At 31.7% G+C, this 26,160-nt stretch carries 25 protein-coding genes and 1 riboswitch; of the genes, 4 read left to right on the forward strand and 21 right to left on the reverse strand.

The annotated features are described in order from the left end of the window. Nucleotides 1-123 precede the first annotated feature (123 nt). Nucleotides 124-1,383 carry a LytS/YhcK type 5TM receptor domain-containing protein gene (locus tag ACZDYH_RS22995; protein ID WP_474887251.1) on the forward strand — a complete coding sequence of 420 codons (1,260 nt, stop codon included), beginning with the start codon at nt 124-126 and terminating at the stop codon, nt 1,381-1,383. Nucleotides 1,384-1,484: 101 nt separating this feature from the next. On the opposite strand, the gene ACZDYH_RS23000 is transcribed toward ACZDYH_RS22995, so the two are convergent. The 4 genes from ACZDYH_RS23000 to ACZDYH_RS23015 form a co-directional block, all read right to left on the reverse strand. Next, complete coding sequence (locus tag ACZDYH_RS23000; RefSeq protein ID WP_000120182.1) at nt 1,485-1,592, reverse strand: YjcZ family sporulation protein; 108 nt, start codon at nt 1,590-1,592, stop codon at nt 1,485-1,487. Between the two features lie 136 nt (nt 1,593-1,728). Next, complete coding sequence (locus ACZDYH_RS23005) at nt 1,729-2,529, reverse strand: energy-coupling factor transporter transmembrane component T family protein (protein WP_006915341.1); 801 nt, start codon at nt 2,527-2,529, stop codon at nt 1,729-1,731. Next, the gene (locus ACZDYH_RS23010; protein ID WP_049107914.1) at nt 2,522-4,222 is read right to left on the reverse strand and encodes an ABC transporter ATP-binding protein; all 1,701 of its coding nucleotides are present in this window, start codon (nt 4,220-4,222) and stop codon (nt 2,522-2,524) included. The genes ACZDYH_RS23005 and ACZDYH_RS23010 overlap by 8 nt, the downstream gene beginning before the upstream one ends. A gap of 10 nt (nt 4,223-4,232) precedes the next feature. Continuing rightward, a complete protein-coding gene (locus ACZDYH_RS23015) occupies nt 4,233-4,781 on the reverse strand; it encodes an ECF-type riboflavin transporter substrate-binding protein (RefSeq protein WP_001038210.1) in 549 nt (182 codons plus the stop codon). A 140-nt stretch (nt 4,782-4,921) separates the two neighbouring features. Continuing rightward, nucleotides 4,922-5,037, reverse strand: a riboswitch (SAM riboswitch). A 153-nt stretch (nt 5,038-5,190) separates the two neighbouring features. On the opposite strand from ACZDYH_RS23015, the gene ACZDYH_RS23020 reads away from it, so the two are divergent. Next, complete coding sequence (locus tag ACZDYH_RS23020; RefSeq protein WP_000864374.1) at nt 5,191-5,871, forward strand: aspartate/glutamate racemase family protein; 681 nt, start codon at nt 5,191-5,193, stop codon at nt 5,869-5,871. Between the two features lie 90 nt (nt 5,872-5,961). Here the strand turns inward: ACZDYH_RS23020 and ACZDYH_RS23025 are convergent, their stop codons facing one another. The 7 genes from ACZDYH_RS23025 to ACZDYH_RS23055 all read right to left on the reverse strand — a co-directional run bounded on the left by ACZDYH_RS23025 (nt 5,962) and on the right by ACZDYH_RS23055 (nt 15,541). Further along, nucleotides 5,962-7,149 (reverse strand): macrolide family glycosyltransferase, encoded by a 1,188-nt coding sequence (locus ACZDYH_RS23025; RefSeq protein ID WP_006915255.1) that lies wholly within the window; start codon nt 7,147-7,149, stop codon nt 5,962-5,964. A 258-nt stretch (nt 7,150-7,407) separates the two neighbouring features. Further along, nucleotides 7,408-7,917: a signal peptidase I gene (gene lepB, locus ACZDYH_RS23030; RefSeq protein WP_033687650.1), complete on the reverse strand. Its 510-nt coding sequence runs from the start codon at nt 7,915-7,917 to the stop codon at nt 7,408-7,410. A 96-nt stretch (nt 7,918-8,013) separates the two neighbouring features. Then, nucleotides 8,014-10,140 (reverse strand): peptidoglycan D,D-transpeptidase FtsI family protein, encoded by a 2,127-nt coding sequence (locus ACZDYH_RS23035; protein WP_474887254.1) that lies wholly within the window; start codon nt 10,138-10,140, stop codon nt 8,014-8,016. Nucleotides 10,141-10,374: 234 nt separating this feature from the next. After that, nucleotides 10,375-12,162 carry a PAS domain-containing sensor histidine kinase gene (locus tag ACZDYH_RS23040; RefSeq protein ID WP_016122581.1) on the reverse strand — a complete coding sequence of 596 codons (1,788 nt, stop codon included), beginning with the start codon at nt 12,160-12,162 and terminating at the stop codon, nt 10,375-10,377. A gap of 450 nt (nt 12,163-12,612) precedes the next feature. Next, nucleotides 12,613-13,464 carry a Cof-type HAD-IIB family hydrolase gene (locus ACZDYH_RS23045; protein WP_000766385.1) on the reverse strand — a complete coding sequence of 284 codons (852 nt, stop codon included), beginning with the start codon at nt 13,462-13,464 and terminating at the stop codon, nt 12,613-12,615. Nucleotides 13,465-13,639: 175 nt separating this feature from the next. After that, nucleotides 13,640-14,218, reverse strand: a complete 579-nt coding sequence (locus ACZDYH_RS23050; RefSeq protein WP_000954437.1) for a cysteine dioxygenase family protein — start codon at nt 14,216-14,218, stop codon at nt 13,640-13,642. A 108-nt stretch (nt 14,219-14,326) separates the two neighbouring features. Continuing rightward, on the reverse strand, nt 14,327-15,541 hold the full coding sequence (locus tag ACZDYH_RS23055; protein ID WP_000168013.1) for a cytochrome P450: 1,215 nt from the start codon (nt 15,539-15,541) through the stop codon (nt 14,327-14,329). Nucleotides 15,542-15,681: 140 nt separating this feature from the next. On the opposite strand from ACZDYH_RS23055, the gene ACZDYH_RS23060 reads away from it, so the two are divergent. Continuing rightward, entirely contained in the window at nt 15,682-16,179 is a 498-nt protein-coding gene (locus tag ACZDYH_RS23060) for a PadR family transcriptional regulator (protein WP_000289121.1), read from the forward strand. A gap of 102 nt (nt 16,180-16,281) precedes the next feature. Here ACZDYH_RS23060 and ACZDYH_RS23065 read toward each other — a convergent pair whose 3' ends face one another. The 6 genes from ACZDYH_RS23065 to ACZDYH_RS23090 form a co-directional block, all read right to left on the reverse strand. Next, nucleotides 16,282-16,437, reverse strand: coding sequence for a DUF1540 domain-containing protein (locus ACZDYH_RS23065; protein WP_000046095.1), 156 nt, complete (start codon nt 16,435-16,437; stop codon nt 16,282-16,284). A 70-nt stretch (nt 16,438-16,507) separates the two neighbouring features. Further along, the gene (locus ACZDYH_RS23070; protein ID WP_474887336.1) at nt 16,508-17,140 is read right to left on the reverse strand and encodes a Vat family streptogramin A O-acetyltransferase; all 633 of its coding nucleotides are present in this window, start codon (nt 17,138-17,140) and stop codon (nt 16,508-16,510) included. Further along, on the reverse strand, nt 17,130-18,413 hold the full coding sequence (locus ACZDYH_RS23075) for an MFS transporter (RefSeq protein ID WP_000106396.1): 1,284 nt from the start codon (nt 18,411-18,413) through the stop codon (nt 17,130-17,132). The genes ACZDYH_RS23070 and ACZDYH_RS23075 overlap by 11 nt, the downstream gene beginning before the upstream one ends. Before the next feature lie 267 nt (nt 18,414-18,680). Further along, nucleotides 18,681-19,916: a cytochrome P450 family protein gene (locus ACZDYH_RS23080; protein WP_000062124.1), complete on the reverse strand. Its 1,236-nt coding sequence runs from the start codon at nt 19,914-19,916 to the stop codon at nt 18,681-18,683. 159 nt (nt 19,917-20,075) lie between these two features. Continuing rightward, on the reverse strand, nt 20,076-20,480 hold the full coding sequence (locus ACZDYH_RS23085) for a hypothetical protein (RefSeq protein ID WP_000282680.1): 405 nt from the start codon (nt 20,478-20,480) through the stop codon (nt 20,076-20,078). A 145-nt stretch (nt 20,481-20,625) separates the two neighbouring features. Further along, nucleotides 20,626-21,630, reverse strand: coding sequence for a DUF1835 domain-containing protein (locus ACZDYH_RS23090; protein WP_474887259.1), 1,005 nt, complete (start codon nt 21,628-21,630; stop codon nt 20,626-20,628). Nucleotides 21,631-21,839: 209 nt separating this feature from the next. Between ACZDYH_RS23090 and ACZDYH_RS23095 the strand changes: the two genes are divergently transcribed. Beyond that, complete coding sequence (locus ACZDYH_RS23095) at nt 21,840-22,052, forward strand: hypothetical protein (protein WP_000362067.1); 213 nt, start codon at nt 21,840-21,842, stop codon at nt 22,050-22,052. Between the two features lie 328 nt (nt 22,053-22,380). Here ACZDYH_RS23095 and ACZDYH_RS23100 read toward each other — a convergent pair whose 3' ends face one another. From ACZDYH_RS23100 to ACZDYH_RS23115, 4 genes are all read right to left on the reverse strand, one after another. Next, a complete protein-coding gene (locus ACZDYH_RS23100) occupies nt 22,381-22,584 on the reverse strand; it encodes a hypothetical protein (protein WP_000878369.1) in 204 nt (67 codons plus the stop codon). 120 nt (nt 22,585-22,704) lie between these two features. Then, entirely contained in the window at nt 22,705-23,121 is a 417-nt protein-coding gene (locus tag ACZDYH_RS23105; RefSeq protein ID WP_000905571.1) for a DUF3995 domain-containing protein, read from the reverse strand. A gap of 144 nt (nt 23,122-23,265) precedes the next feature. Beyond that, nucleotides 23,266-24,033 carry a DUF3959 family protein gene (locus tag ACZDYH_RS23110; RefSeq protein ID WP_006926091.1) on the reverse strand — a complete coding sequence of 256 codons (768 nt, stop codon included), beginning with the start codon at nt 24,031-24,033 and terminating at the stop codon, nt 23,266-23,268. Nucleotides 24,034-24,239: 206 nt separating this feature from the next. Further along, the gene (locus ACZDYH_RS23115; protein ID WP_025710282.1) at nt 24,240-25,922 is read right to left on the reverse strand and encodes an RNaseH domain-containing protein; all 1,683 of its coding nucleotides are present in this window, start codon (nt 25,920-25,922) and stop codon (nt 24,240-24,242) included. Nucleotides 25,923-26,160: the final 238 nt, after the last annotated feature.

Below are 26,160 nucleotides of genomic sequence, written 5' to 3' on the forward strand. Positions count from 1 at the left end.
AATGTTTGTATTTTATAACAAAAAGCCAAACAAATCTTGTATTAACAAGGTTTATTCACCTTAACATATGTTATTATGTATAATACATATGTTAAGTAAATTCAGAATAACGAGGCAAATATTATGGACTTTGTTTATATTAATCAAAACGTATTAAATAATCTTCTATACATTTTATGTAGTATATTTGTTTTTTATTTCATATATGATAGCAGGCATTATTTGAAAAAATACAAAATATTACTGATTACCCTTTGTTCTAGTATCCCGCTTATTTTATGTATGCGATACCCTATCTATATGGATGAAAGTTGTATTCATGATTTAAGACAAATTCCGGTCATAATAGGTACGCTTTATGGTGGATTCCCTGTCGGTATCATATTGTTTACAATTTTATTAATTACAAGATTTTTATTTTATGGCTTTAACATGCTAACAGTCGTTGTTTACGGAATAATGTTCATCGTTACAGCACTCGCATCTTCAAAATTTAATACATATAATAGAAAACTTAAAGTAGCTTTTTCCATGTTTTTAACCTTTTTCCTAGCAATATTTACAACTTTAATTGTATTAACTTTATCAGATTTTGAAGTGAATAATTTGTATATTATTTATTTCATGGTATTACCGACTACTTTAATGTTATTTATTGTTTATATAAATGAAGTTATAAAAGATGCTGTATTAATGCGCTCAAAATTAATTAAAATGGAAAAAATGGAGATTGTTAGCCAACTCGCTGCAAGTATATCGCACGAAGTAAGGAATCCCTTAACGGTTGTAAAAGGATTTACACAGCTTTTAAAAACACCAAATTTAACTCCTGAGTCAAGAGACGAATATATTAAACATATACTTGAAGAGTTAAATCGTGCCCAAGAAATTATCGATGATTACTTAACGTTTGCCAAACCTTCTCCAGAAAAATTAGATCAAATTTCAGTAAAACAAGAGTTAAATCGAGTTATTAATATGATATTGCCATTGTGTAATATGAATACGATACATATTACACAGGATTTTTCTGAGGCAACCATTGTTGGTAATAAACAACACTTTCAACAATGTTTTTTAAACTTAATAAAAAACAGTATTGAAGCAATGCCTAATGGTGGTACCTTAAATATTTCCTCATCTATCAATAATAGTAAAGTTGAAATACGAATTGAAGATAGCGGAGTTGGAATGTCACAGGAGCAAATCCATCGATTCGGTGAACCGTATTTTAGTACAAAAACAAAAGGAACCGGTTTAGGTACGATGGTTGCTGTTAAGATTATTGAGACGATGCATGGAAGTTTAAAAATCCGAAGTATCGTTAGTAAAGGAACGACTTTAACGATTACGTTCCCGAAATATAGTAAGAATACGCATTAAGACAAATAAAAAAGGAGCATAGTTGCTCCTTTTTTATTTGTTTCGATACATAAGTATCTTCAATGTTTTTTTAGTTTACATTTGTGAAGACTAATTAAAAATTAGTATCCTCCGCCCCAGCAGCTGCATCCTACAATTATTAATAGAATGAATAACACAACTAGTAAAGCGAAACCTCCACCAAAACCACAAGAACCACCGTAACTCATATTTTCTCCTCCTTTTGGTTTGAAAACTAATAGGTAGTTGATCATTTTAACTGGTTCGTATTATACATTATGTATATATCCCTTTTTTGAGCATGTCTACATAAAAATAAGTAAAAGCACTCGTTTAAAGAGTGCTTTAAAATGGATACCAAAAGTTTTGAAATACGTTTAATTTTAAATATACCGCAACAATAAATATGAAAATACCGGCAAATAAAGCAAGGAAATCTTCACGTTTCGCCTTACTTGTATAAAACCATGTACGTTTATCCTTCTTTCCAAATCCTCTTAAATCCATTGCATTTGAAACTGTATCTATTCTTTCTAGAGAATGAATGATTAGTGGCCAGAAAATTAAAACACGGTTCTTCATACGAACCCATAAACTTGCTTCTCCTTTTTCAAAAGCCACTCCTCTCGCTTCTTGCGCGTGTTTAATAATTTTATACTCAGACTGGATGTCAGGAATATAACGTAGTGCAATATTTATTGCATATGTAATCTTATAATGAATACCAAGTTTACTTAAGCTACTTACAAATTCGCTTGGATCTGTCGTGTAAATAAAAAGAAGTGTAAATGGTAATAACGTAAAATACTTTAATGAAAGTGTAGCTGCATAAAATAATGTTTCATATGTAATCGTTGCATATCCAACATGTAAAAACGCGGTATATGATTCAGTTAATTCAGATCCATGAGTTGGTGTAATAAATAAAATCATGACAGAGTTTAATAAACTAAATGTAAATATGACACTAAAAACAATTAAAATTTTACGAAATGGAATTTTAGCAATGCTGAGTCCGATACACCCAATAATAAATAATATTAGCAACACCCGAAAATCAAAAAACAAAAAAGTAAGCGTCATACAAAAAATAAATAAAAACAATTTCACTATCCCATCCATACGATGAAAATATGTACTATGCACCTTCCTCCCTCCTATTACTGTCTAAATAAAGCTCCATAAATTTTTCTGGACATGCAATCCCACTAAATTTAACAAGCTTGGTTAAAGAACTCTCTCTTAAGTTGGCTCTTTGTAACGTTTCTTGATTGCCTAATACATCAAACACTGTATTATCCGCAATAATTTTCCCTTCATGTAGAACTACTGCACGGTCTGTATATTCTAGCGCGAGATTCATATCGTGAGTGATAAAAACAAATGAAATTCCCTTTTTAGCTAGGTTTTTAATAAACGACATAAATTGTTTATAATGATAATAATCTTGTCCCGCTGTCGGTTCATCTAATATGATAAGCTTAGGATTTGTTGTTAATACAGATGCGATTGTTAGTCTCTTTTTTTGCCCATAGCTTAGTGCTTGAATTGGCCAATTACGAAATGGATATAAACCACAAATTTTTAAAATCCCTTCTACTTTATTCTTAATTTCTTCCTTAGAAAAATTATGTAATGTTAATGTAAATGAAACTTCTTCAAAAACAGTAGACTGTGTAATCATATGATTTGGATTTTGCATCACGTAAGATATGATTTCCCCACGTTTACGAATAGACCAAGAACTAATATCTTCACCTTTTAACGAAATTTTCCCATTTTTCATTTTGTTTATACCTATAAGACTATGAGCTAATGTTGATTTCCCTGCTCCATTATGTCCTAACAGTGCCACAATTTCTCCTTCATATATTAAAAGGTTTACATTTTCTAATACTTTTTGTTTATTAGGGTATGAAAATGATAAATTCTCCACTTTAAGTAATTCCTTGTTTTTAGCATTCCTTTCTAATATGACTTGTTTCTCCATCCACTCTTTTATAACGTTGCTTACCTTTTCTTTTTGAAGGTTTTCCATTGGATATATTACGTCATTATTACGATCAAAATGTAATCTCTTTAATGCTTCGATGTAAATAGGCTCTCTTAAGCCAATACGTGGTAATATATTTGACGCTAAGATTTCTTTTGGTGTTCCCATCGCAATGACTTTACCTTCATCAATTAATATAACTTTGTCTAAATCCAGTTTTAAAATTTCTTCTATCCTATGTTCGATAATAACAATCGTTTTATTATACTGCTCATGTATATCTTTCATAAGTTCTATCGTATGTATGGCGCTTAGTGGATCTAAGTTCGCTAATGGTTCATCGAACAATAATATATCCGCATTTGTTGTTAATAAACCAGCAAGAGAAACTGTTTGCTTTTGACCTCCTGATAATTCATGTGGACTTTGTTTATGAAACGTATGCATCTTCACCTTTCTTAATGAGTCCGAAACAATCTTTTTCATGTTATCTTGCTTTACACATTCATTTTCTAAATAAAAAGCTACATCTTCTTCTACTGTCAGACCAATAAATTGAGCATCTTGATCTTGTAAAATTGTTCCTACCTGTTTACTTTGTTCAAAAATACTTCCTTCCCTTGGGTCTTTACCGGCAATTAAAACGTTACCTGTGCTATTCCCTTCGTAAGAAAATGGGATTAGCCCATTTATACAATGAGCCAATGTCGACTTTCCTGAACCACTTCGTCCAGCAATTAGCACTTTTTCCCCAGGGTATATATGAAAGGTAATATCACTTAAAGTAGGCTGCGCAGCATGCCCATATTGAAAGGTGAATTGTTCAAACGAAATAATTGGTTGCATGTTAACATCCCTACTTTTCAATTTTTAAATGTGTATGTTTCTTATTGGATTTCGCCAAACCAATTGTAAGTGGCAATCCAAGTACTAAGAAAACGATGACATCGGAAATTGTTGCTCCTAATACTTGTATAACAATTTTGTCAAATGGTTCTCCCATCACAATAATATCGAATGCCCCAGCAAATATAATAGCAATGACAATACCAACTAGCCCAGTAATTGCTAAATAAGAAATATCTCCCTTGTTAAACGACCCGTTTTTCACACTAAAACCAACTCTTTTTTGAATAAGCCCCATTGAAAAACCAATAATACCTGAACTAATAACCCATCCCCACCAAATACCCCATCCAGCAATCGTATCTGTTACGGTATGACCGATAAGTCCGATTAACAGTCCTGCCACTGGACCAAATAATGCTCCAAAAACAGTTAATATAGCTAATGCTGGTTTAATAAATGTATTCGGTGCAATAGAAAATCCCCAAAGTCCTAATATCCCGTATAATGCTGCTCCAATACCGATTGCTACTACTAACTTTGTTGATAATTTATTCATGACAATTCCCCTCTCATATTAGTCAACTTTTATTACTCTATATTTAATTTAAAAATGAATTATGCATCGACACTCCCTTTCTATACAACAAAAAAATGACCTCTTACATAAGAGGTCATTTTCTTTCACTTTCAAGAATCCTCTTATCTTTCAAAAAACACATCGTGTCCTCTGCGGAATTAGCACCTTCCTATAAAATTGCATAGGGGTTGCTGAGGTTTCTTAGGGCCGTTCCCTCCACCTCTCTGGATAAGTATTAATTTGTAATTCGTATTATGGCACTAAAGAATGTAAATTTCAACACTTTTCTTACTATTTTTATTTTTTATTAAATAGCGCATTTAAATCATTGTATTCTTATCGGAATTGTGAAATAATGAATTCAAAATCGTTTCGGGAGGAATGCATTATGAAAGTTATTGGTTTGATTGGAGGATTAAGTTGGGAATCTACATCATTATACTATAAACATATTAATACACTTACACTCTCTCAATACGATCAAAATGCGAAGCTAATTTTATATAGTATGGACTTTGGTGAAGTAACTACTTTATTACAAAACTATCAATATGAAGAAGTGAAAAATGAACTAGTTACAGTTGCAAAGAAAGTTGAAAAATCTGGGGCTGAATGTTTATTAATGTGTTCAAATACTGTACATCTATTTGCCGAGGAGGTAGAACAAGCAATATCTATCCCGCTTCTTCACATTGGTGATGTAAGTGCTAAAGAAATGGTAGAACAGAATATAAAACGTATCGGACTATTAGGAACAAAACAAACGATGGAGCAAGATTTCTATAAATCACGATTAGCGAAATATAACATTGAGACAATTATCCCAAATGACGAGGAAAGAACTTTTATCCACCATGTCATATTAGATGAATTAAGTAGAGGGATCATTTCAGAAACATCTAAAAAAAGGTTATTACAAATTACAAAATCATTAATTCAAAACGGCGCTGAAGGTATATTATTAGGCTGCACTGAAATACCTTTACTCATCTCCCAAAATGATCTTACTGTTCCCGTTTTTGATACTGCTTTTTTACATGCAAATACTGCTGTACAATTTGCTGGATAAGAATACACAAGCATAAAGGTGAGACCCTCTATGCTTGTATACAGTTACGACTATTTATCCCGCTATTTGCAGGCAGTAAAGCCCCACCAATTAAAGTTTTACTTTATTTAAAAGAGATTCAATAACTGCAATGGCTTCTTTTGAACCACCACATTCTAAAAAGCTATCATTAAGTTTTCTTATACCATGTTTATACTTTTCATTTGAAAGTACATCTGTTACGGCCTCTTTTAAAGTGTACACATTAACATGTTCTTTCAATAGTCTATGTGCTGCTTCCAGTTCAGTTAATCTTTGCGCTATCATAGGCTGATCTTTATCATGCGGTATTATTACAAATGGGACATTATAATGAATGGCATCGTGTACGCTATTCATACCGCCATGTGTAATAAAAACATCTGCTTCATTTAATATTTCTGATTGAGGTACGTATGGAGCAATTATAAAATTATCTGGCGTTTGCTTTATTTTTGAAATATCATTTCTATCACCAATTGCCATTACAACTATCCCATCAAAATCTGAAAAAGTATCAATACAAGTATTAAAGAATGGTTCGAGTCCTTCAAGCAGTGTTCCCATTGAAATGTAAATAACTTTCTTTTCTTTAAGTGATTCCAGTGGAAATTTTATATTTGTTTTACGCTTCGAAATACTCGGTCCAATAAAAATGTTATTTTCTCCGAACGATTCGCTATTAGGTTGGAAATAACGACTTGTGTATACGAGACAAACATCACCTTTATTATTCATAAATTGAAGATTATTCTTTGGTTTTACTCCAAATTTATGTTCCATCTGATTTAGTAATTTTTCAGAGATTTCCTCTGGTTGGAATGGCATATCTGCATTTGGATGAAAAGGTAATGTCTTCAAAAATTCTGGCGGAATTAAAAATATAGGTGAGGACACTACACCTGGAACTTGTAAATACTCCTTTACTAACTCTCCTGCGCCAAATATATCATACATTACGAAATCAAAATTTATACTTTCACATAATTGTTTCGTAATTTCTAATATATATAAAGAAGTCTGAACATGCATATGAAAGAAAGCATTTAACCCAGATGAGGTTTCAGCATCAATAGAAATCTCTTTTAATAGATCCGGATGAGTATGTACAGTAGCTCCTAAATCTTCAATTCTATCCTTAAAGTTTGCCGTTGTAATATAATGTACGTTATCCCCTCGTTCAGTAAAGGCTTTTACTAAATTTAATGTAGGGTTTACATGTCCCTCTGCTGGAAAATTAACCACTAAAATATTTAGCACTTATTCCTCACTCCTTACATTTCATTGTTTTAATTAAGCATACTGTTATTTGTACAAGTAATCTTCCCTTAATAGTCCTAATATGCTTGCTACATTATATTGATAAATAATTTTCAGTCATCAACATAAAAAAAGCATCTACCTATGTAGATGCCTAACCGTGATAAGGAGTGTTCTGTGAGGTTAGAACAAGCGTTTTTGCTTGTCCTATGCTATCAATATATGATTTATTTTATAAAATGTGAATCGTTAATAGAATTATTTTATCCATTTTATATGATCAAATGGATAAAATACCATTTCTACTTTACCTATTATATTTGATTCATCAATAAGTCCAAGTGTATTCCTACTATCTTTACTATGATTACGATTATCACCTAACACAAATAATTTATGCGTAGGAACTTTTATTTCTCTAAAATTTGAAAAACGATTGGATACTTGTGACATATCTAAATGTATATACGACTCATCACGCTTTTTACCGTTAATAAATACCTCATCCTCTTTTAGTTGTATGTTATCCCCCGATAATCCAATAATTCGTTTCACATAGTAAGTAGGCTCGTCTTCTTTTTTTATAATGACAACATCTCCATGATGAAAAGACGATAAACAGACGTTTACCTTATTAACAAGTATATAATCTTTTTCATTCAAAGTAGGTTGCATCGAAATTCCTTCTACCATACAAAATAAAAAGGACTTATTAATAAAAATAACCCCTATTATAATGAATATGTAGCTACATATGTTCCTCAATATTTTAGAATAAACAGCTTCATATATACCTCATTTCTAATCTATTCCCAGATAAAAACGCCTCTAGTTTACAGGAATGCTAGAGACGTTTCGTACATTTTACTTCTCTTTAGAGACATCTGTTTTTGGCGCTTCACCAGTTAATCGCTTATTTTTCAAATCAAAATAAGCATCTAAAACTTCTTTTCCAATATCGGAGTTAATGCCCGATTTATCATTTTCAACCCACGGTACTACAACAGAAAATGCTACTTCTGGATCATCATATGGCGCATATCCAGCTAATGTTAAGTTATAACATTCTCTACGATCGCCTTTCGCATTTCGCCCAATTTTATTTTCTCCACCATATACAGTTTGTGCGGTCCCTGTTTTACCAGCTGGTTTATATGGTGCTTTTTGGAACGCTCTTACTCCCGTTCCATCTCCTTCTTGAAATACTTTTCTAAATCCTTCTTTTACTTGATTAATATATTCTTGTTTCATATCGATTCTATTTAAAACAACGGGTTCTATTAATTGTACTACTTTACCAACCTCATCTTTTTGAACGGTTTGTTCTCTAATCTCTTGAACAATTTGTGGCTTCATTCGATACCCTCCATTTGCGATAGTAGAAATATATTGTGCAAGCTGAAGTGGTGTATACGTATCATATTGTCCAATAGAATAATCTAATAAGAAACCAGGCTGATTATCTTTTCTTCCAATTTGCCCTGCAGTTTCATTTGGTAAATCAATACCAGTTTGTACACCTAGTCCAAATTGCCTGAAATAATACCTCATTTTATCAAAATATTCTTGTTTAATATCTAGTGAACTATTTTTCACATAACCCACGCCAGCAATTTTTAATGCTATATTAAACATATAAACGTTTGAAGAAACTTGTAACGCTCTTAGATCGTCTATATCACCAAAATTTTTCCAAGACTTCTTTTCCTTAGTTCCTTTAAATTTCATAGGTGCATCATAAAAATGTGTTCCAGGAGTTATTGCATTTGTTTCAAACCCTGTTAACACTGTCGCACCTTTAACCGTTGATCCAAGCTCATATGAACTTGTCAGCGTGCCTAAAGCATAATCTTCAACTTCCATTTTCCCGTCTTTTTCTACAAGCCTTTTCCCAGCCATCGATAATACTTGGCCATTTTTCGGATTCATCATTACTACGAAAGCACGGTCTAACATTGATTCTGATCCTTTATATTGTTTTAATATTTTTTCTATGCTCTCCTCTACTTTTTTTTGCAATTCCATATCTATTGTTAAAGTTAAATTTTTACCGCTTTTCCCTTCCGAAACCGTTTCCGTTCTAATAGTATTTCCTTGTTTATCAGCAATGCTTCTTACTTCTTTTTTTGTACCATGAAGTACATCTTCGTATTGCTGTTCGATATAACTTTTGCCAACTCTATCATTTCGGCTATAATCACGCACTAAATAATAATCTAATCGTTCACGTGGCAATCCTTCATCAGCATTTGAAACGTTACCAAGGACAGAACGGAATAATCCATCATTTACATAGATTCTCTCCCAATCAACTGATGCGTCTACCCCTGGAAGGTTCGCTAAATTTTCACTAATCACCGCATATTCCTGTTCACTAACGTCCTTTTTAATAATTTGAGGTGCCATTTGAAAACCTGAGGTCATTTTACTTTTAATAGCTAACACTTCTATATCTTTAGCCGTTAGTTCTTGAAGATTTTTTTCTGTAACGCGCTTCCTTTTTAAATCTTCTATTTTTTTGTCTAGCTCTTTTCCGGTAATATCTTTATCTCGGAACTTATCTATTTCTTTTTTTGATACTAAGTCTTGAGTAAGTTCTGGATTTAATTGCATCCAAAAGTCTTTCTTATCAGTCTCCGTTAACTTGTCTATATCTTCTTGCGGCATTTCAATAATGTCTGCAAGTTGTCTTGCTGATTTTAATATTTCTTCTTGCTTTACACCTTTCACCTTTGTATATGTAATCGTACGTAAAGACTTATTATCAACTACTGGATTTCCTTCACGATCAAATATTTTCCCACGTGGTACAGAAAGACCAACGGTTGCATTTTCTCTCTTCTCTACTTCATTTTTATATGTTTCTCCATCAAAAATTTGCACTTTCCCTAACTGAATAATAATGCCAGAAAATAATAAAAATACACAAAGGAATAAAATATTTAACCGGAGAGGTACTACTCTACCACTTTTCTTCTCTTGCTTTTTCACCTTGTCATAATCTCCTCCTTACAATATTTCAAATAATAATCACATTTCTATATTAAAAGTAATGTACAATTTCTATACATTGCTTTGTACAAATATCAATATAATGTTTAAAACTTAATAGAAATTAAAACAAAGGTAAAGAAAAGGTAAAGTTTACTAAATTAAATATAAAAAATACCCAATAACAAAAAGCTTAGTTTTCACTAATCGCTTTGTTATTGGGTATTAATTGATTTAAGAATTACTACTAGTGCGTATTGCTATACATTTGTCGTCACAATTAGAAAGAGATTGTTTACTTAGTACTTTCGGTAAGTAAATAGTTACTGTTGTCCCGACACCAACCTCGCTCATGATACTAATTGTCCCTTGATGACTTTCAATAATTTTATAACTTAACATTAATCCAATACCAGTCCCTTTTTCTTTCGTACTATAAAAAGGTTCACCTAATCTCTTAATTCTTTCTTCAGGTATTCCTATTCCTTCATCTATTACATGAATGATGACACCATCATCATTTATTTCTTTTATGTGAATTGAAATTCCCCCACCATTTGGCATAGCTTCGATTGAATTTTGCAAAATATTAATAAATACTTGTTTCAATTGATTTTCTGAGCATTCAATAACTATATCTTTGTCATCCGTAAATAGTTCAACTTGAATATTTGTCATAATTGCTTTTGTATTCATTAACGATACGACATTTTTAAAAATTTGATAAATATTTTTCTTTTCTGTATTTATCTCATCTGTTTTAGCAATTGCCAGAAATTCTTGCAGGATTGCTTCTATCCTTTCAATTTCAGAGAGCATAAGATCAAAATATTTTTCTTGATCTTCTTTATTAATTTGAAATAACTGTATAAAACCTTTAATTACAGTTAAAGGATTTCTTACTTCATGAGCCACGCCAGCTGCTAATTGACCAATTGCTGCAAGCGTATCTGATTTATTTAGCAATTCTTCTGTCTTTTTTCGCTCTGTAATGTCGCGTACAATAATCATAATTTTATCATGTAATAATGGTAAGCACCTAGCCTCAAAGAAATCAATACTTCCATTAAGTGTGAGTGGATATTCTACAATTACATTCGTTCCTTTTTCCTTCACTTGATTAATGGCTTCCTGAAACTGCTGTGCTACTGAAGATGGTAATACTTCGTAAAACTTTTTTCCCATAAAAGCTTCTGCGGGTACGTAAAACTTTGTAGGAGATCCTGCCTTGTAATCTATAATTGTGCCATCATCTTCTGTTAAAAAACATAAATCTGGTAAAGCTTTAAAAATTAATTCCAGTTCAGATGTTTGTTGTTTTAACTGCTCTTCTATCGCTTTTAAATGTGTAATATCTACACCAACAGCCCAATAACTATATCCTGTTACAGGAAACTGTTCTGATATATTCGACCACATTATTGTTTTGATTTCACCATTTTTACATGTTAAGTGCATTTCCCAATCTCTGAAATTTTTTCCACAAGTTAAAAATTTCTTTTGTATTTGATGGCGATAATTATGATCAGGATACAATAATTGCAGTGCATTGGGATTTCCAATTATTTCTTCAGCGGTATAACCTGTTACAATTTCGCATTCTCGATTCCACAAAACAAAATCTCCATTATAATCAAGCGCATCGACCATAACAGGCATGTTTTGTAAAATCGTATGTAGTTCCTCCTCTTTCTGAGAAAGCAACGTTGTATTTTTACTTTGAAATACTTTTATTGCGCTATCTAAAATTAAACTTGAGAGCATTTCAAAGTATTTTTGACAACTGAAAATTTCACTTTTTTTGGACCATACAACAAAAGATCCTAAATGTTGATTGTATAAGAAAATGGGGATTTCAATCTTTGGAAGTTTACTCTTTTTTATCTCATTCATTCCGAATGAAAAAACACATTCTTTTTCAGCATCAAGAAGTTGATGTGATATATTAGTTAATTTATAAAATTGTTCTGCCATGGTTTCTATTGTACTCACATCAATAAGTTCCATTAGCCGCGAATTCATTCCTTTTTCACCTCAATATGTAAAATTAATACAAATCTAAAATTCATACTTCTCCATTATACGAAGAAAGCTAGTGTAGGTATATAGCTGTAGAATAATTATTCGAACAAATTTTATTTTTCAATTAAAATAAGAAAAGAATATATATACTGAATATACCTTTAATTAGTATATATTTCGTTGATTCCTCACTTATTGTCTAGTAACTTGAATTCCTCCTTACATTCACTGAATTTTCACTTGAGAGTCATACACGTTACTAATAGCGGTATAAACATGCAATAAGTATAAAGTTCATAAAATATTCACAATTTTTATGAAAAATATAAACATTTATTCCAATATATTCTATATAATAAAATGTAATAAGGCTTCTATGAATCTCATAGAATACCTTACCCCTAATAAAAAAGAAAAAAGAATCCATTTGGATTCTTTTTTCTTTTTTAATTACATTACATATTTATATAAAGCATGTGCCACACCATGTTCTTCATTTGATAACGTTTCGTATTTACACATTGCTTTTATTTCTTCTACTGCATTCCCCATTGCAATTGATATGTTCGCTTTTTCCATCATAGAAACATCGTTTAGCCCATCACCTATCGCTACAGTGTTTTCAACCGGAATATTAAGATGTTCTGCTAAAGTATATAATCCATTCCCTTTTTGAGCATCTCGATGATTAATCTCTAAATTGTGCCAATATGAAGATGTAATTGCTAAATCTGTATTATGAAGAAATGTTTCTTTGAGTTTTTTTAATTTCTCAATTTCATAAGAAAATGGTAATAATTTATGCACATGTATATCTGTTTCTACAATTGGTTTACAACTTTCCGCACTATGAAACGCTGTATGCTCAAGATATAATGCTGCGATTGTTTCTAACTCTTTCAAGTCGAAATTTTCTTTTGAATTCTTCACATGCTCAATTTCATTACGTACACTCTCTACTCCATAATCCGGTACATACACACCTTTATCAGTATAGAGCTGATAATATAAACCATTCTCTTCAAGATATTCTACAATTTCAAGTGCCTGCATATTTTGAATTGGATATCTCTTCATCATTTTTTTATCTTTATATATAAGAGCACCATTTTCCGCAATGATTGGACACTCTAAATCAACTTCTAACAATAATCGCTCAATGTCAACAATAGAACGTCCTGTACAAATTGCTACAACATGGCCAGCTTCTTGACATGTTCGAATTGCTTCTGCATTTTCTTTACTTATCATTTTATTCCCCGAAAGAAGAGTTCCATCTAAATCAATTGCAATTAATTTCATTATTTCTTCACCACTTTCTATAAATACACGAGTTCTAATTAATTATTAGGTATCGTTTTCATACAATCCTCGTGAGGTACTTCTTATTTATAATTTATGAAAAGCGTTTCAGGTCAAGAAATAATTAAAAATAAAATCCAAAGCTTTTCTTTTTAAAAAAGCTTTGGATTTTAAACTATGAATTATAACTAATGTATTTCGTCTCACACATGTACACATTTTTTTCTTCAGTTGGGATATATACTTTAAACTTTTCTAACCGTTTTCCATAGACATGAATCGTAATAACGCTTTCATTTTTGCTAATTTCAAGAATATGACAATCCGCTGGTGGAATTACTTTATCTGTTTCTCCTTCTCCCAAATAAAGATTTCCTGTATGTGTTAAATAAACAAGTGAATTTCCAAGTTGTTTCGTTTGTATAAAGTTCTGCACCATAATCCTTCCTGAAAAAACGCCTTCTACTCCCCATGTGCCGTCATGATCATGTAAAGGTGTAGATTGTCCATCTTTCCATACGAGAGCTAGTACTTCAAAACGTTTGAGCGGATCTTCATACAATAAATGTCGTGCATATTGAGTCAAATTGGCCTTCTGTTTATCTAACGGAAGCCATGTTTTCTTTTCTAAAAGTTCTTCTAGTAACTTTTCAATGCCACACACTATTTCTTCTTCAAATAAACCGTTTTCCATAAGATCTGTAACACCTTTAATAAACTTTTGAAATGATTTACTTCCATTACAAGTCAACATAAGAATCCTCCTCTACGTTTTATACAATTCCATATTAAGGTAATTACCGAAAACTCACAATTGAGAAACAAAAAACAAGATGCAAATGTATGCACCTTGTTAAGATTTTTATTTAGCTTTCAAACGAATAGGTAAGTATTTTAATGTTTGTTCATTTTCCAATATACATTTTTCTAAACAGAAAGATGGAGATAGCTCTATTTTTTCAAAAGTATTTATAAAGGTAGTTAATGCAATCTCAGCCTCTAAACGTGCAAGTGGTGCTCCTAAGCAAAAGTGAGGACCTTTCCCAAAGGTTAAATGCTTTTCATTTCCTGTTCGATGTACATTAAATTGAGAGGCTTGTGAAAATTTTTTCTCGTCTAAATTCGCTGCACTAACCCACGCAACAATCATCTGATCCTTTTTCATTAAAGGACCAAATATATTTGTATCCTCTGTAATCCTCCGGGCCAATGTAACAGGAAAGCGATAGCGTAATACTTCCTCAATCGCTTTTGAAATTAAGTTAGGTTCTTTTCTTAACTCTTCATAAATTCCAGGTGAATCTACTAAAAAGCAATAAAAGCTATTAATAATTAAATTTGTAGTGGTTTCATTCCCAGCCGCTAGTAAACCTAATGAAAAGGTTACAATTTCCTCATCGGTTAATCTTTCGCCTTCATATTCAGCTCGAATTAAATCAGATATGATATCATCGGTTAAATGATATCTCTTTTCCTGAACAATCGGTAAAAGGTATGCTTTGAATTCATTTAATGCTATCCCTTTCTCGGCATCCAGATCATTAAACTTTTCTTTACTATACGGCATAAATAAAATATCAGACCATTCTTTAATTTTTTTACGATCTGTTGTTGGGACTCCTAATAAATCAGAAATAACGGTAACAGGTAAAGGTGCAGCAAACTGTTCAACGATATTAACTTCACTACATTTTTCGATATGTTGTACAAGTTCATCTGCGATAGCCTGTATTCGAGGTTTCCACTGTTCTAAACTTCTTGGAGTAAATGCCTTAGAAACAATGGAACGTACATTGCGATGTTCTGGTGGATCTGTAGAGTTTATATTTATTCTAGTTTCTAAAGGAGGGATTGAGAATTGTCTGCGCTCCCTTCTACTTGAAAATAAGCGATAATCTGATAAAACACGATTTACATCATCATATAAAAAAACATTCCATACATCCTGCTCTTCATCATAATGAACTGGGTGATTATCCCTCATCAAACGATACCATTCATATGGATTCCATAATTCTTCTTTTGTTTTCAGCTTTGAAATTTCATGAACTAAAATAACATTTTCAGGTGAAGCCATAGTTCTTTCCTCCCTTTTCTTTTACAATAAAAGTGATAGGTCGGCAGTTCAAAGTTGTATAAACTATCATATGTTATTTTAACATATACAAAAGGAGATTTTTCATTAGAGAACTTGAGAAATATATAAGGGGGATTTTTATGTACGTTGACATTTTACTGCTAGCAGAATTAACGACAGGACCAAAACATGGATATGAAATCAAAAAAAATGTTCAAAATCGTTTAGGTGAGAATTTTGAGTTAAATCACAACATGCTTTATCCTGCCCTTCGGCGCTTTGAAAATATGGGTGCTATAACGAAAAAAATACATAAACAAGTTGGAAAACCAAACCGAAATATGTACGATATAACAGAAACAGGAGAAGAAATTTTTTCTGAAATGTTACGAGAGTTTCCCGAAAAACTTGCGACAAATAATGCAGAATTTCTTGTTCGTATCGCGCTATTTGAAAAACTTGAATATGAAGCTAGAAAAGAGATTTTGACTGTACGTCAAAACGTACTACATAATCAACTTACCGCTATTCAGTCTCTAGAGGTTACCTCACCCTTTATTACTGAAGTCATTGAATTTAGTAAATCACGAATTGAACATGAATTGAGTTGGATTACATCACTTATGAAGAAAATATGAAAAAATAACAAGAAAAGTTAAAAACAATGAATGAAAATGATATTTATTATCAATACTATCATTAATAAAAGGGCAACCACGATTTGGCTACCCTTAAAAAATTTACACTTCTGGATCGAATGTTTTGCAATCTGTTTCTTCCGTTGTAGATGCATGTTTACCTTTATGACTTACTACGTAAATTGCCTCTGCACTACATTTATTACCGTTCGCCCAAAATTTACAGTTGTTTACTTCACATAAAACGTCTTGTGCCATAGTATCACACCTCCTTGTTCTATTATCATTAACAAAATTCGGAGGTATGATACTATTTGTCATCCATTTTTCATTCCCTTTTTAGCTTTCTTAATGGTTCAATATCTCCGCGTACAATAGCATCAATATTTCCAGTTATTTTTTCAATATCAAAATGCCACCATTGAATTTGCAATAATTCTTGAATTATTTCATTTGAAAATCTCTCTTTTATTTTATTTGTAGGGTTTCCACCAACAATTGTATATGGTGCGACGTCTCTAGTCACAACAGATTTAGCTGCAATGATTGCACCATCCCCTATTTTTATTCCGGGCATAATTGTTGTATCCATACCAATCCAAACGTCATTTCCTATAACTGTATCACCTTTATAAGGTAAATCAGACAAACTAGGTGTATACTTCTCCCACCCATTTCCAAATATATTAAATGGATATGCCGAAAATCCATCCATCCGATGATTGGCTCCGTTCATAATAAAGTTAACTCCAGATGCAATACAACAAAACTTTCCAATAATAAGGCGATCTCCAAGAAATTCATAATGATGTAATACTCGATCTTCAAATGTTTCTCCATCTTTCGCATCATAATAAGAATAGTCACCAACAAGTATATTAGGTTTTGTTATTATATTTTTTATAAATTGAACGTTTTGATTTCCTTCAATAGGGTATTTAACATTTGGATTAGGATTCATTTTGTACGGCACTTCCTTTACCACTTATTTCACTTTCTACCGCTATTACTGGCTTTAAATTGTATATAGGTAAAATAAACAATAATCCAATTATAAAAAGTAAAGCCGTTCCTTCATACATCATACTTAATGAAAACATCTCTTTTAATGAGCCAGCTATACTCATCGTTACTACCATTGAACCGGTAAAAAGCGGACTTAAAATACCATTTACACGACCTATAAAATCGGTATCGCTATTTTGAATAATAAGTGTATTTATACCAATTTGGATACAAGGAAGAGCTAAACCACTAAAAAGCTGCGCTGTAAGTGTCACCCATAAATTTGTAGAATATCCTATAATGCCAATACCAATTGCTTGACCAAGCATACCGATAATTAACATCTTTTGCGGAGCAACATTTTTCGCAAATACCATTGCTAATGCTCCGCCAACAATCATTCCCGCACCATTTACTGTTAGTAGCCACTGTAAACTCTCTTTTGATAATCCTAACTGCTCAGTCACAATAAATATACCTAATGGCTGAATTAATCCTATACCTAGTCCTGCAGCCATAAAACAAAGCCCTAGCAAAGTTAATGCTTTTTTCTTTTTGACATACTTAATACCATCCTTCATCTCTTGCAACAGAGTGATATCCTTCTTTTCTACGTCGTTTTCAAGATCTTTCGGAAGAAATAACAATACAACTGCCGCAAGTAAAAACGAGATACCTGTTATGATGATTGAAATATAAATTCCAAAACTATGAAAGATAAATGTCCCTAGTATTGGTCCTAATACCATAAATATTGCAAATATCGTTTGATATATAGACATTGCTAATTGAATTTGTTCCGTTGATAAATGTTGTTTAAACAATTTCATTCCAGATGGTTGTGAAAACTGTGAAAGGATTGCAGAGATGAGTGTCACAAAAAACACAATTTTCCACGTTCCAAACATAAGCGTAATTAATACAGCGAATACTGAAATGGAACTTAACGTTTCACACCATATCATTGTCTTCTTTGGCTTCCACCTATCAGCAAAAGTACCGCCAATAAATGAAAAAATAAAAATTGGAGCGAATTCAGCAACTGAAATCATCGAAATAGCAAAAGCATCACCTTTTGTCATTTCCATTACATATAGTAATACCGCAAAGTTTCGAACCCATATTCCTATTTGTAAAAATAATGCTGATGCTAAAATCCCTTGAACAAACCGATTTTTTAATACTTGTGATACCCCATTGTTTTGTTTCGTTACTACATTTGTCGACATAAAAAAGCCTCCTATTTCATGTTCTGAACAGGAGGCAGCACAAATCATATAAAAAGACTATATATTCGCAGAGCGAAATACATCCCTTTTCTATAAATGTACAGACTAACCCTATTCAGAAGAATATTTCGTTTTTTAACGAAGATCTCTTACAAATAGAATTAGTTGATCATTGGGATGTTTTCACCCTTCCGTTTCGAATTTAAATAACACATACATACTCTATGTAAATCATTTTCGATGTATGCATGTCTCCTTTTAACTATTCTAGAAAGTTAAAGGTAATTCCTCTAAAGAACGCATTAAATAGTTACCTTGCCATTTAATTTCTTCACGATTCCCTTTTATTTGTAGTTCAGGCATTCGATTAAACAAAGTAGTAATAGCAATCTTTGCTTCTAACCTCGCAAGTGGAGCTCCTAAGCAGAAATGACTACCATGACCAAAGGCAATGTGACGGTTGTTCTCCCGTGTAATATCAAATATTTCTGGATTTTCAAATACTGTTTCATCACGGTTCGCTGAAGCCAATGCAATAATAACCATATCTCCTTTCTGTATTGTTTGATGGTGAATTTGAAAAGGTTCCGCTGCCCATCTTGCAGTTGTAACCTCAACTGGAGAATAATAACGCAATCCTTCCTCAATAGCCGAATCAATTAGTTTTGGATTATCTTTTAATAACTGTAATTGATTTGGATTTTCAAGAAGTGCTAATACCGTATTTGTAATTAAATTCACTGTCGTCTCATGTCCTGCGACAATTAATAGCATTATCATTGAATATAGTTCCCGAGCGCTAAGTTTATGCCCTTCACTCTCTGCAAGTATTAAAGCACTCACCAAGTCTTCTTTTGGCTCTTTTCTTTTAATATCAACTAAATATTGAAGATATGTAATAAACTCAGATAGTTGTTTTTCGGTCTCTTTTATTTCTTCAGGTGTTTCTGGTGATGCAATAACAGCATGAGACCAAATTCTAAATTTCGCTTGATCTTCTTTTGGAATACCGAGCATCTCACTTATTACAATAATTGGTAACGGAAACGAATAATCATCCACAAGATTTAATGTACCTTTTCGCTCTATATTACTTATCAAATCATCTGCTATTCTCTGAATTCTTCCGTCTAATTGTGCAATCATCTTCGGTGTAAAAGCTTTTTGAACTAAAGATCGTAAACGACTGTGGTTAGGTGGATCTGAATTTAGCATATGTGTTGTTAAGTGGTCACTATTATCAACGGAAAGATACATGTTCTTTATATCTTGAGAAAACACATTTGTCCAATCTTTTTTTAAACGATTATCTTTTAAAAGTGGCAGAGCATCTTCATATCTAGTAATGAGCCATTCTTTACCGATTTCAACTTGGTTTACAAATAATATAGGTTGTTTTTTTCGCGATTCTTTATAAATTTCATACGCATCTTCTTTAAACTGAGCTGAAGCTAAATTAATGCCATCCTCTATGCTTAACCCAACTTTGTTTTTCATTGACATTGTATTCCCTCACTCTCATTTGTTTTTGAAAACCAACCAACATATGCATTATACTCTAATAAAAACGTGAAAATTGTAAATTTTTAATCAAAATCTTACTTCGTATATTGAAAAATAAAAAAGTGAGAGAGTACAATCGTTTTACTCTCCCACCTCTCTTTATGCGAAGCACATAAAATTACTAATTTGTTGATAGCGATAACTTACTTTACGACGACGACCACCTTGCCAAGTGTAACCTGATACTCCGTTTCTTCTCACTTCAGTCGGAAAGAACCATAAATCCCTTCCAAAAGGTCCAGGACGATGTAAACGTAAATAGCCCCATCTTCCTAAACAGTTACACATCCATGATTTCATATTGCCTGGTTGTGCTGGAGAAGCAAATGTAGACGGTAACGATGGCGCTTGTGACGGTGGTGGTGACGTTGGAGCATCCTCCGCATCATCTGGTCTGTAATCTTCTTGTTCAATATCTCTCACTTCATTTGTAGGTTCATACCCGTAGTCATGTGGATTATAATACATCGCTTGATCATATGGATAATTTTGTTGGTTATACATATTAACAAATCACCTTCTTTTCATTCATTACCTTTATCATTCATATGTGATATGCCCTCTCTGGGAAGCTTATGTATAGCCCAAATTCAACTTAAAAAACTCGTATTATTAAAAATACGAGTTTTTTAAAAATAGAATATTTTTATCATCTCCTTAACTTCACACTATAAAAACGCATTTCATCTAACGAACCTTCAAATTCAAATACTTCTTGTTTAATTAATTGTTTCAAGCGATATTCTAAGAAAGTATCTCCAACCAATTGTTCAACAAGACCAAGTGCTTCACCAATTACTCTAGGAGCTTTGAGGAACTCTCGATCAGCACCCACACTTTTCGCGCATTCAATTATAAATTGATCAAAATAATCTTCCTGTACAGAATGCACTTCATTTTCTTTCCACACTCTTAAACATTCTATGCTTTCCGATAATCTATTCCACTCATGTTCAAACTTCATGCGCTTCTCTTCAGTTAAATAAGGTAACTTTATAAAACTTTTTTGGAATAGAGCTAAACTTTCAGGTGGTAATTCTCCCGTTCCACGAATATCATACTCTTGTTTTAATATTTCTCTGCTTGCTTCAGACGTATTAATTATTCGAATGTTTTTCTTATCCTTTAATTGTGCTATTACAAAACTTAGACCTACATGTTCATGTGCATTATCAGCCCTCCAAATTGTAATAGGCGTTTCAACAGGAATAGTATGTAGTTCTTCTATAGTTGCTATAAATCTTAATAAATATTCTTCTTCAAAATAACTATCATATGCAGTTAAGTTATTTATTAACCACTTCTGTCTTGCTAGTTGCCCCTCATTCGTATGCAACTTATATATCGGTCCAATTGAAAAGAATTCCGAAAAAGCAACAACACTCTCTTCAAATAATTCTTCTTGACTTAACATATATTTCAAGCAACCAGCCGTTGAATCATCAAAAGCAATATGTACGTGCGTACTTTCTTTTACATTCCTTTTATAAGTAGGATTACTTGTTAATTGTTTCGGAATATCCATCAAATTTTTAATTGTATCTTCATTATAGTTTTCTTTTAATAAGTTTAACTGTATGAGAATACTTTGAAGTAAACCTTTAGCCTCATCTTCGTACATATCCTCTACAGCATTTTTAATTTTATCTATCACACAAATCCCTCTATTCATTTCAAAAATAACGTAGATTATAGTGTATCATTTTAGTATAGTTCTTTAAAGTCAAATTCAGATTACTACAGCAATCTGGATTTTCAACAAAAGCTCTCCTTATATTTTTGAATTGCTAAATATTTTTACTTTGAAAATCCTTGTATCTAAATGTATAATTATATAAAAACAAAAATATAGGAGCTATATTTATGGATAAAGTACTTACAAATTATAAACATTACTTAAAAAATTGGAGATTTATATTTATTTGCATACTACCTGCTATTGCCTTATTCGTTACTTTCGATGTCATCTTTGAACTACTGTTTCATCAAAATTTCTACTTATCTAACTTAATTTCTGCTATCATATTATTTTTAATATTTATTAACGTTAAAGATAAATTTAAAATTAAAGGCTAAAAAACACTATTTCAAAATAGCCCTTTATTATTGCATCCTACTATAAAATAAGGCTCATAGTAGATTTTCATAAAAAATAAGAGCACCCTGCAATTGGCTGCTCTTATGTGATTAGAGGTTTTTTCTGAGTATTAAGTAGGACACGAAGATCTTGTCCTACTACATAATATATGCTTGTACTTATTATTTCGTGCATGTATTAAGCACCATGTTCAGGTACTTAATATATGCATAGTCATTGCTAAAAAATCTACTCAAATATTCACTGTACAATTTCATATTTATAAATTAAAAAACATCCTCAATGGATGTTTTTTATCTAACGATTTTAAGCTTCCATAAACTTAGCCGGTACACCAATTTTTTCAACTACAGAAGATATATTAGTAGGATTAATCATTACATTTTCAATACATACTAATTTATTTTCTAATATCCCATTCTCTGTAGTAATAAGTTCTTCAAACCGATCTAAAGTCATTGAGAATTTATGTTCACTTCCACCATTCATACTAACTTTTACATACTTCATAGTGTCACCGCCTTTCATAATAATTTACCTTTCGACAAGAAGGCGCTTACATCCTTTTTATTTACTCTTAGATTTCTCACGTTTACATATATTTTGAGAACGGAAACTACTATTATTCACTCACAAAATTATTGCTAATAAAAAAGATAAAGATAAAAATGCACAAAGTGGAATATATAAACCGGTATCCATTCTTGCAAAGTGCGTATCTTTTTGGCGTTTAAAGATACCAAAATAGTTAAATTCACCAATTACTCTAATAGAAAAGACGATCATACAAATCCAGGAACCGACTTGAATAATAACATTAGGAACTGCAAAATGAACAATATTTGCTTGTTGCAACAAAATTATTGCTGCCATACTTAATAATAATGCAATGAACAATGTCATTCCGGCGCGAGGTGTAAACGCCTTTTCCCCTGATTTAGTTGGAATAACACTATTTGTCCCCCAATTACCTCCGAAAGCCCAATATACATGTAAAAAGCTAACTAAGAATAATATACAAGCAGATATATATGTAATGATAAGCATTTTATCCTCCCCTTATTTCATTTTGGTTCCTACCTATAAAATATGCTGTTCCCCTCCGCAATAGCAACCTTCATTTCATTACATAAAAAAACCGTAATGATTTATCAATATTAAGATAAGTCATTACGGGGTTATTAAACTTCATTATGCATTATACCTATTTCTTCGGCGTTCCATCCTTGTTTGACCTTGAACTGCATTTTCTTTGTATGGATCTATTTGCTCTGTCATTTCATATGTTGCAACTGGTTCTTCGTACTTATACTCATGGTTCTTTTCTGCCATTTTACTTTTAGATTCTTTCCCACCAAACTTAAATAGTTTCATCTTTAATTTCGGCAATCTTGGAAGTCTAATCTTAATTGATAATCTTTTGCGTTTCTTTTTTGGTCCAAGTAGATTTATATTTTCTTTATTATTATCTTTCTCTTTGCGGTGAATGAACATCGCAAGTAATCCTCCTAATACAAGTCCTCCAATTAATAGTAATATATATACATAATGGCTTGTCATTAAACTCGTTATGCGTTCAAGTATGACTAACGACTGTACTTCTTTTATATCCCATAGTAAAGCGGCCCATAATGAGAATAAGCCCAAAGTAAGTCCATATGTACGAAAACGGAATAAACATGGAATTAACGCGACACATGCAGCAATTTTTGCATTTGTTATGATTGAACTTGTTGAAATATCCTGATGCCAAATAACTAACAGTAATGTTATAAATGGCGCATACGCTATCCAGCTGCATATACGTGAATACATCTTTTTAGCAAAATAACTACCGAAACTAGTAAAAAATAAAAGCCCTCCAATATATATAGATTGTTCTAGAGGGATTTGCTTTGTAAGTCCTGCAATTGGAAAGAGGCCGCTCAATAGCATTAAGAGCACATCTAATTTCTTCACAATTCCCCATTCCTTTCAAATTTTTTCAATTAATAAAAATCTTTTTCCATATGATATAGTTTTTGTATTTCTAAAAAACATATTAATCCTGTCTGCACATAAAGTAAATATGTAAACGAAAAGATACTTGACAAAGGATATCCTTATTTACATAAAAAAATGACAAATCCTGATCGATATAACGAGCAGGATTTGTTTACTAGTATTTAAAGTAGAGTAATTGAATCTTTCTTTTCTACCTTTACTACATCTACATCCAATTCATCATCAAATTCTTTAAACTCTCTTGCATCTATGTCAGTAATATAAGTCTTCATTACTTTTTCCATATGTACGGAATATGTCATGTGTACATTCTTTTTCGAAAGCATACTAGAATTACAGCACATGTAATGTATCATTTTAGCGATATAATCCCTTTCTACAGGTTTTACACCCAATGGTAAAATTTCAAGTATATATCGCTGAAAAATCCCACTACAATTAAGTGAATATTCACCAGTGCTATAATACATCCCTTTTTGATCTGCATATAAGCCAATGCTATCTAGAGCATCATCCCGCTCTATTACACCGTAACTTGGTACATCAAAACCTGTATTTATTCTAATAATATTTAAATTTGGAACCTTTAAGACCTCTGGAACAATATCAGGTAAAATATCTATATTAATTTCTTTATTTTGTAACTCTTTTATCCAATATTTTCTCAAATTTGCATCTACAATGAAGTAAACTTGTTCATTTTGTTCTTTTGCATATTGTACAATTTCCATTAATGTTTCGAAAACATATTGTTTAAAAAGAGCCCCCATATCATTTCTCTTTGATGGTTGTGGTAAAAATGCATTATGTTTATTTATATTTAATAATACGTAATCAATCGTTTGCCACTCTGTACTCCCATATAATTTATATAAAATTTCTTTTCCTTTTATTTTTGAAAAAATAGGTAAGAAATCGAATTTCGATATTCGTTCAATTGATAAACTAACATATGTACAAGGTAAATTTATCTTATTCCAACTACGCTTCAAAAATCCTTTTTGTTCTAATAGACTAAAAACACTATTTACAATTGTTTTACGAGATACATTTTGTCCTATAAATAAATTAATAAATGTTGAAATACGGTTTGTTCTTGCAAATCCCTCTCTAATGATTTGTTTTGGATCAATTTTTTCGCGTCCATCACAATTTTTCATTGCGATTAATGCTAATGTCGCATCACTGCGCTCACCCGCGGTAGCATAGACAGCTTTCTTAACATCATCTACAAGATTTGTTTTATATTTTTGGCAATATTGCATTTTATATGGATTTTGTAACACCTTTTCAATATTGTATCTCACAATCTTTAATAACACCGGAAAATCTGTATTCAATACATAAGAATTTTCACCAACTTTAGTCAAAACAATTTTGCTATCAAGTAATGCTTGTTCTATTTCCAGCGCTATATTTTCAGACCAAACTTCTAATGTTAATGTCTCTAATCCTTTTGGTGCAAATAAAGGAAATAATTCATTTTTGTTATTTGTTGCTACCTTTTTACATTCTGGAAGTATTGTGAAATAAGAGAATTTACGCTGAAATTCTTTAAATAAATACTCTCTTTCCTTTACTGTTATACCCGGTTCTATTTTAGTACCTCGAACTTTATAAATTCTCTCATTGTATGGAAATAACACCCTTTTATTTTCCCCTACAATATAATCTTTCGGATATTGGAGAATATGGTCTAAATCCACCTCTCCCCCTATTTGAAAATCATCTTTTAAATTTCTAAATATCTTAATCCATTTCATGCCGGTTGTAGCTTGTTGTATTTTTAGTTTTACAAACCGTATTTTTTTATTATTTGACGCAAACTCTGAGGTAGAAATCAATATCATGCCTCGTTTCCGTCTTAAAAGTAAAGGAATATCTGGGTGATTATATTCTTGATATTAAGACGGTTTTTATGAGCATTTCGTATAAGTGTGATTTAACTGATTAAGACTATTTTTAAAAACGACATATCAGCGATAATTTATGTCTATTCTGTATAAGTGTTAGCAAGATTGTTTGCAAACTTGTTAGCACTTTTTTTAAACATAAACCAGAGGAGATTCATACAATTTAGTA

The organism is Bacillus sp. EB V-12 (assembly GCF_056158125.1).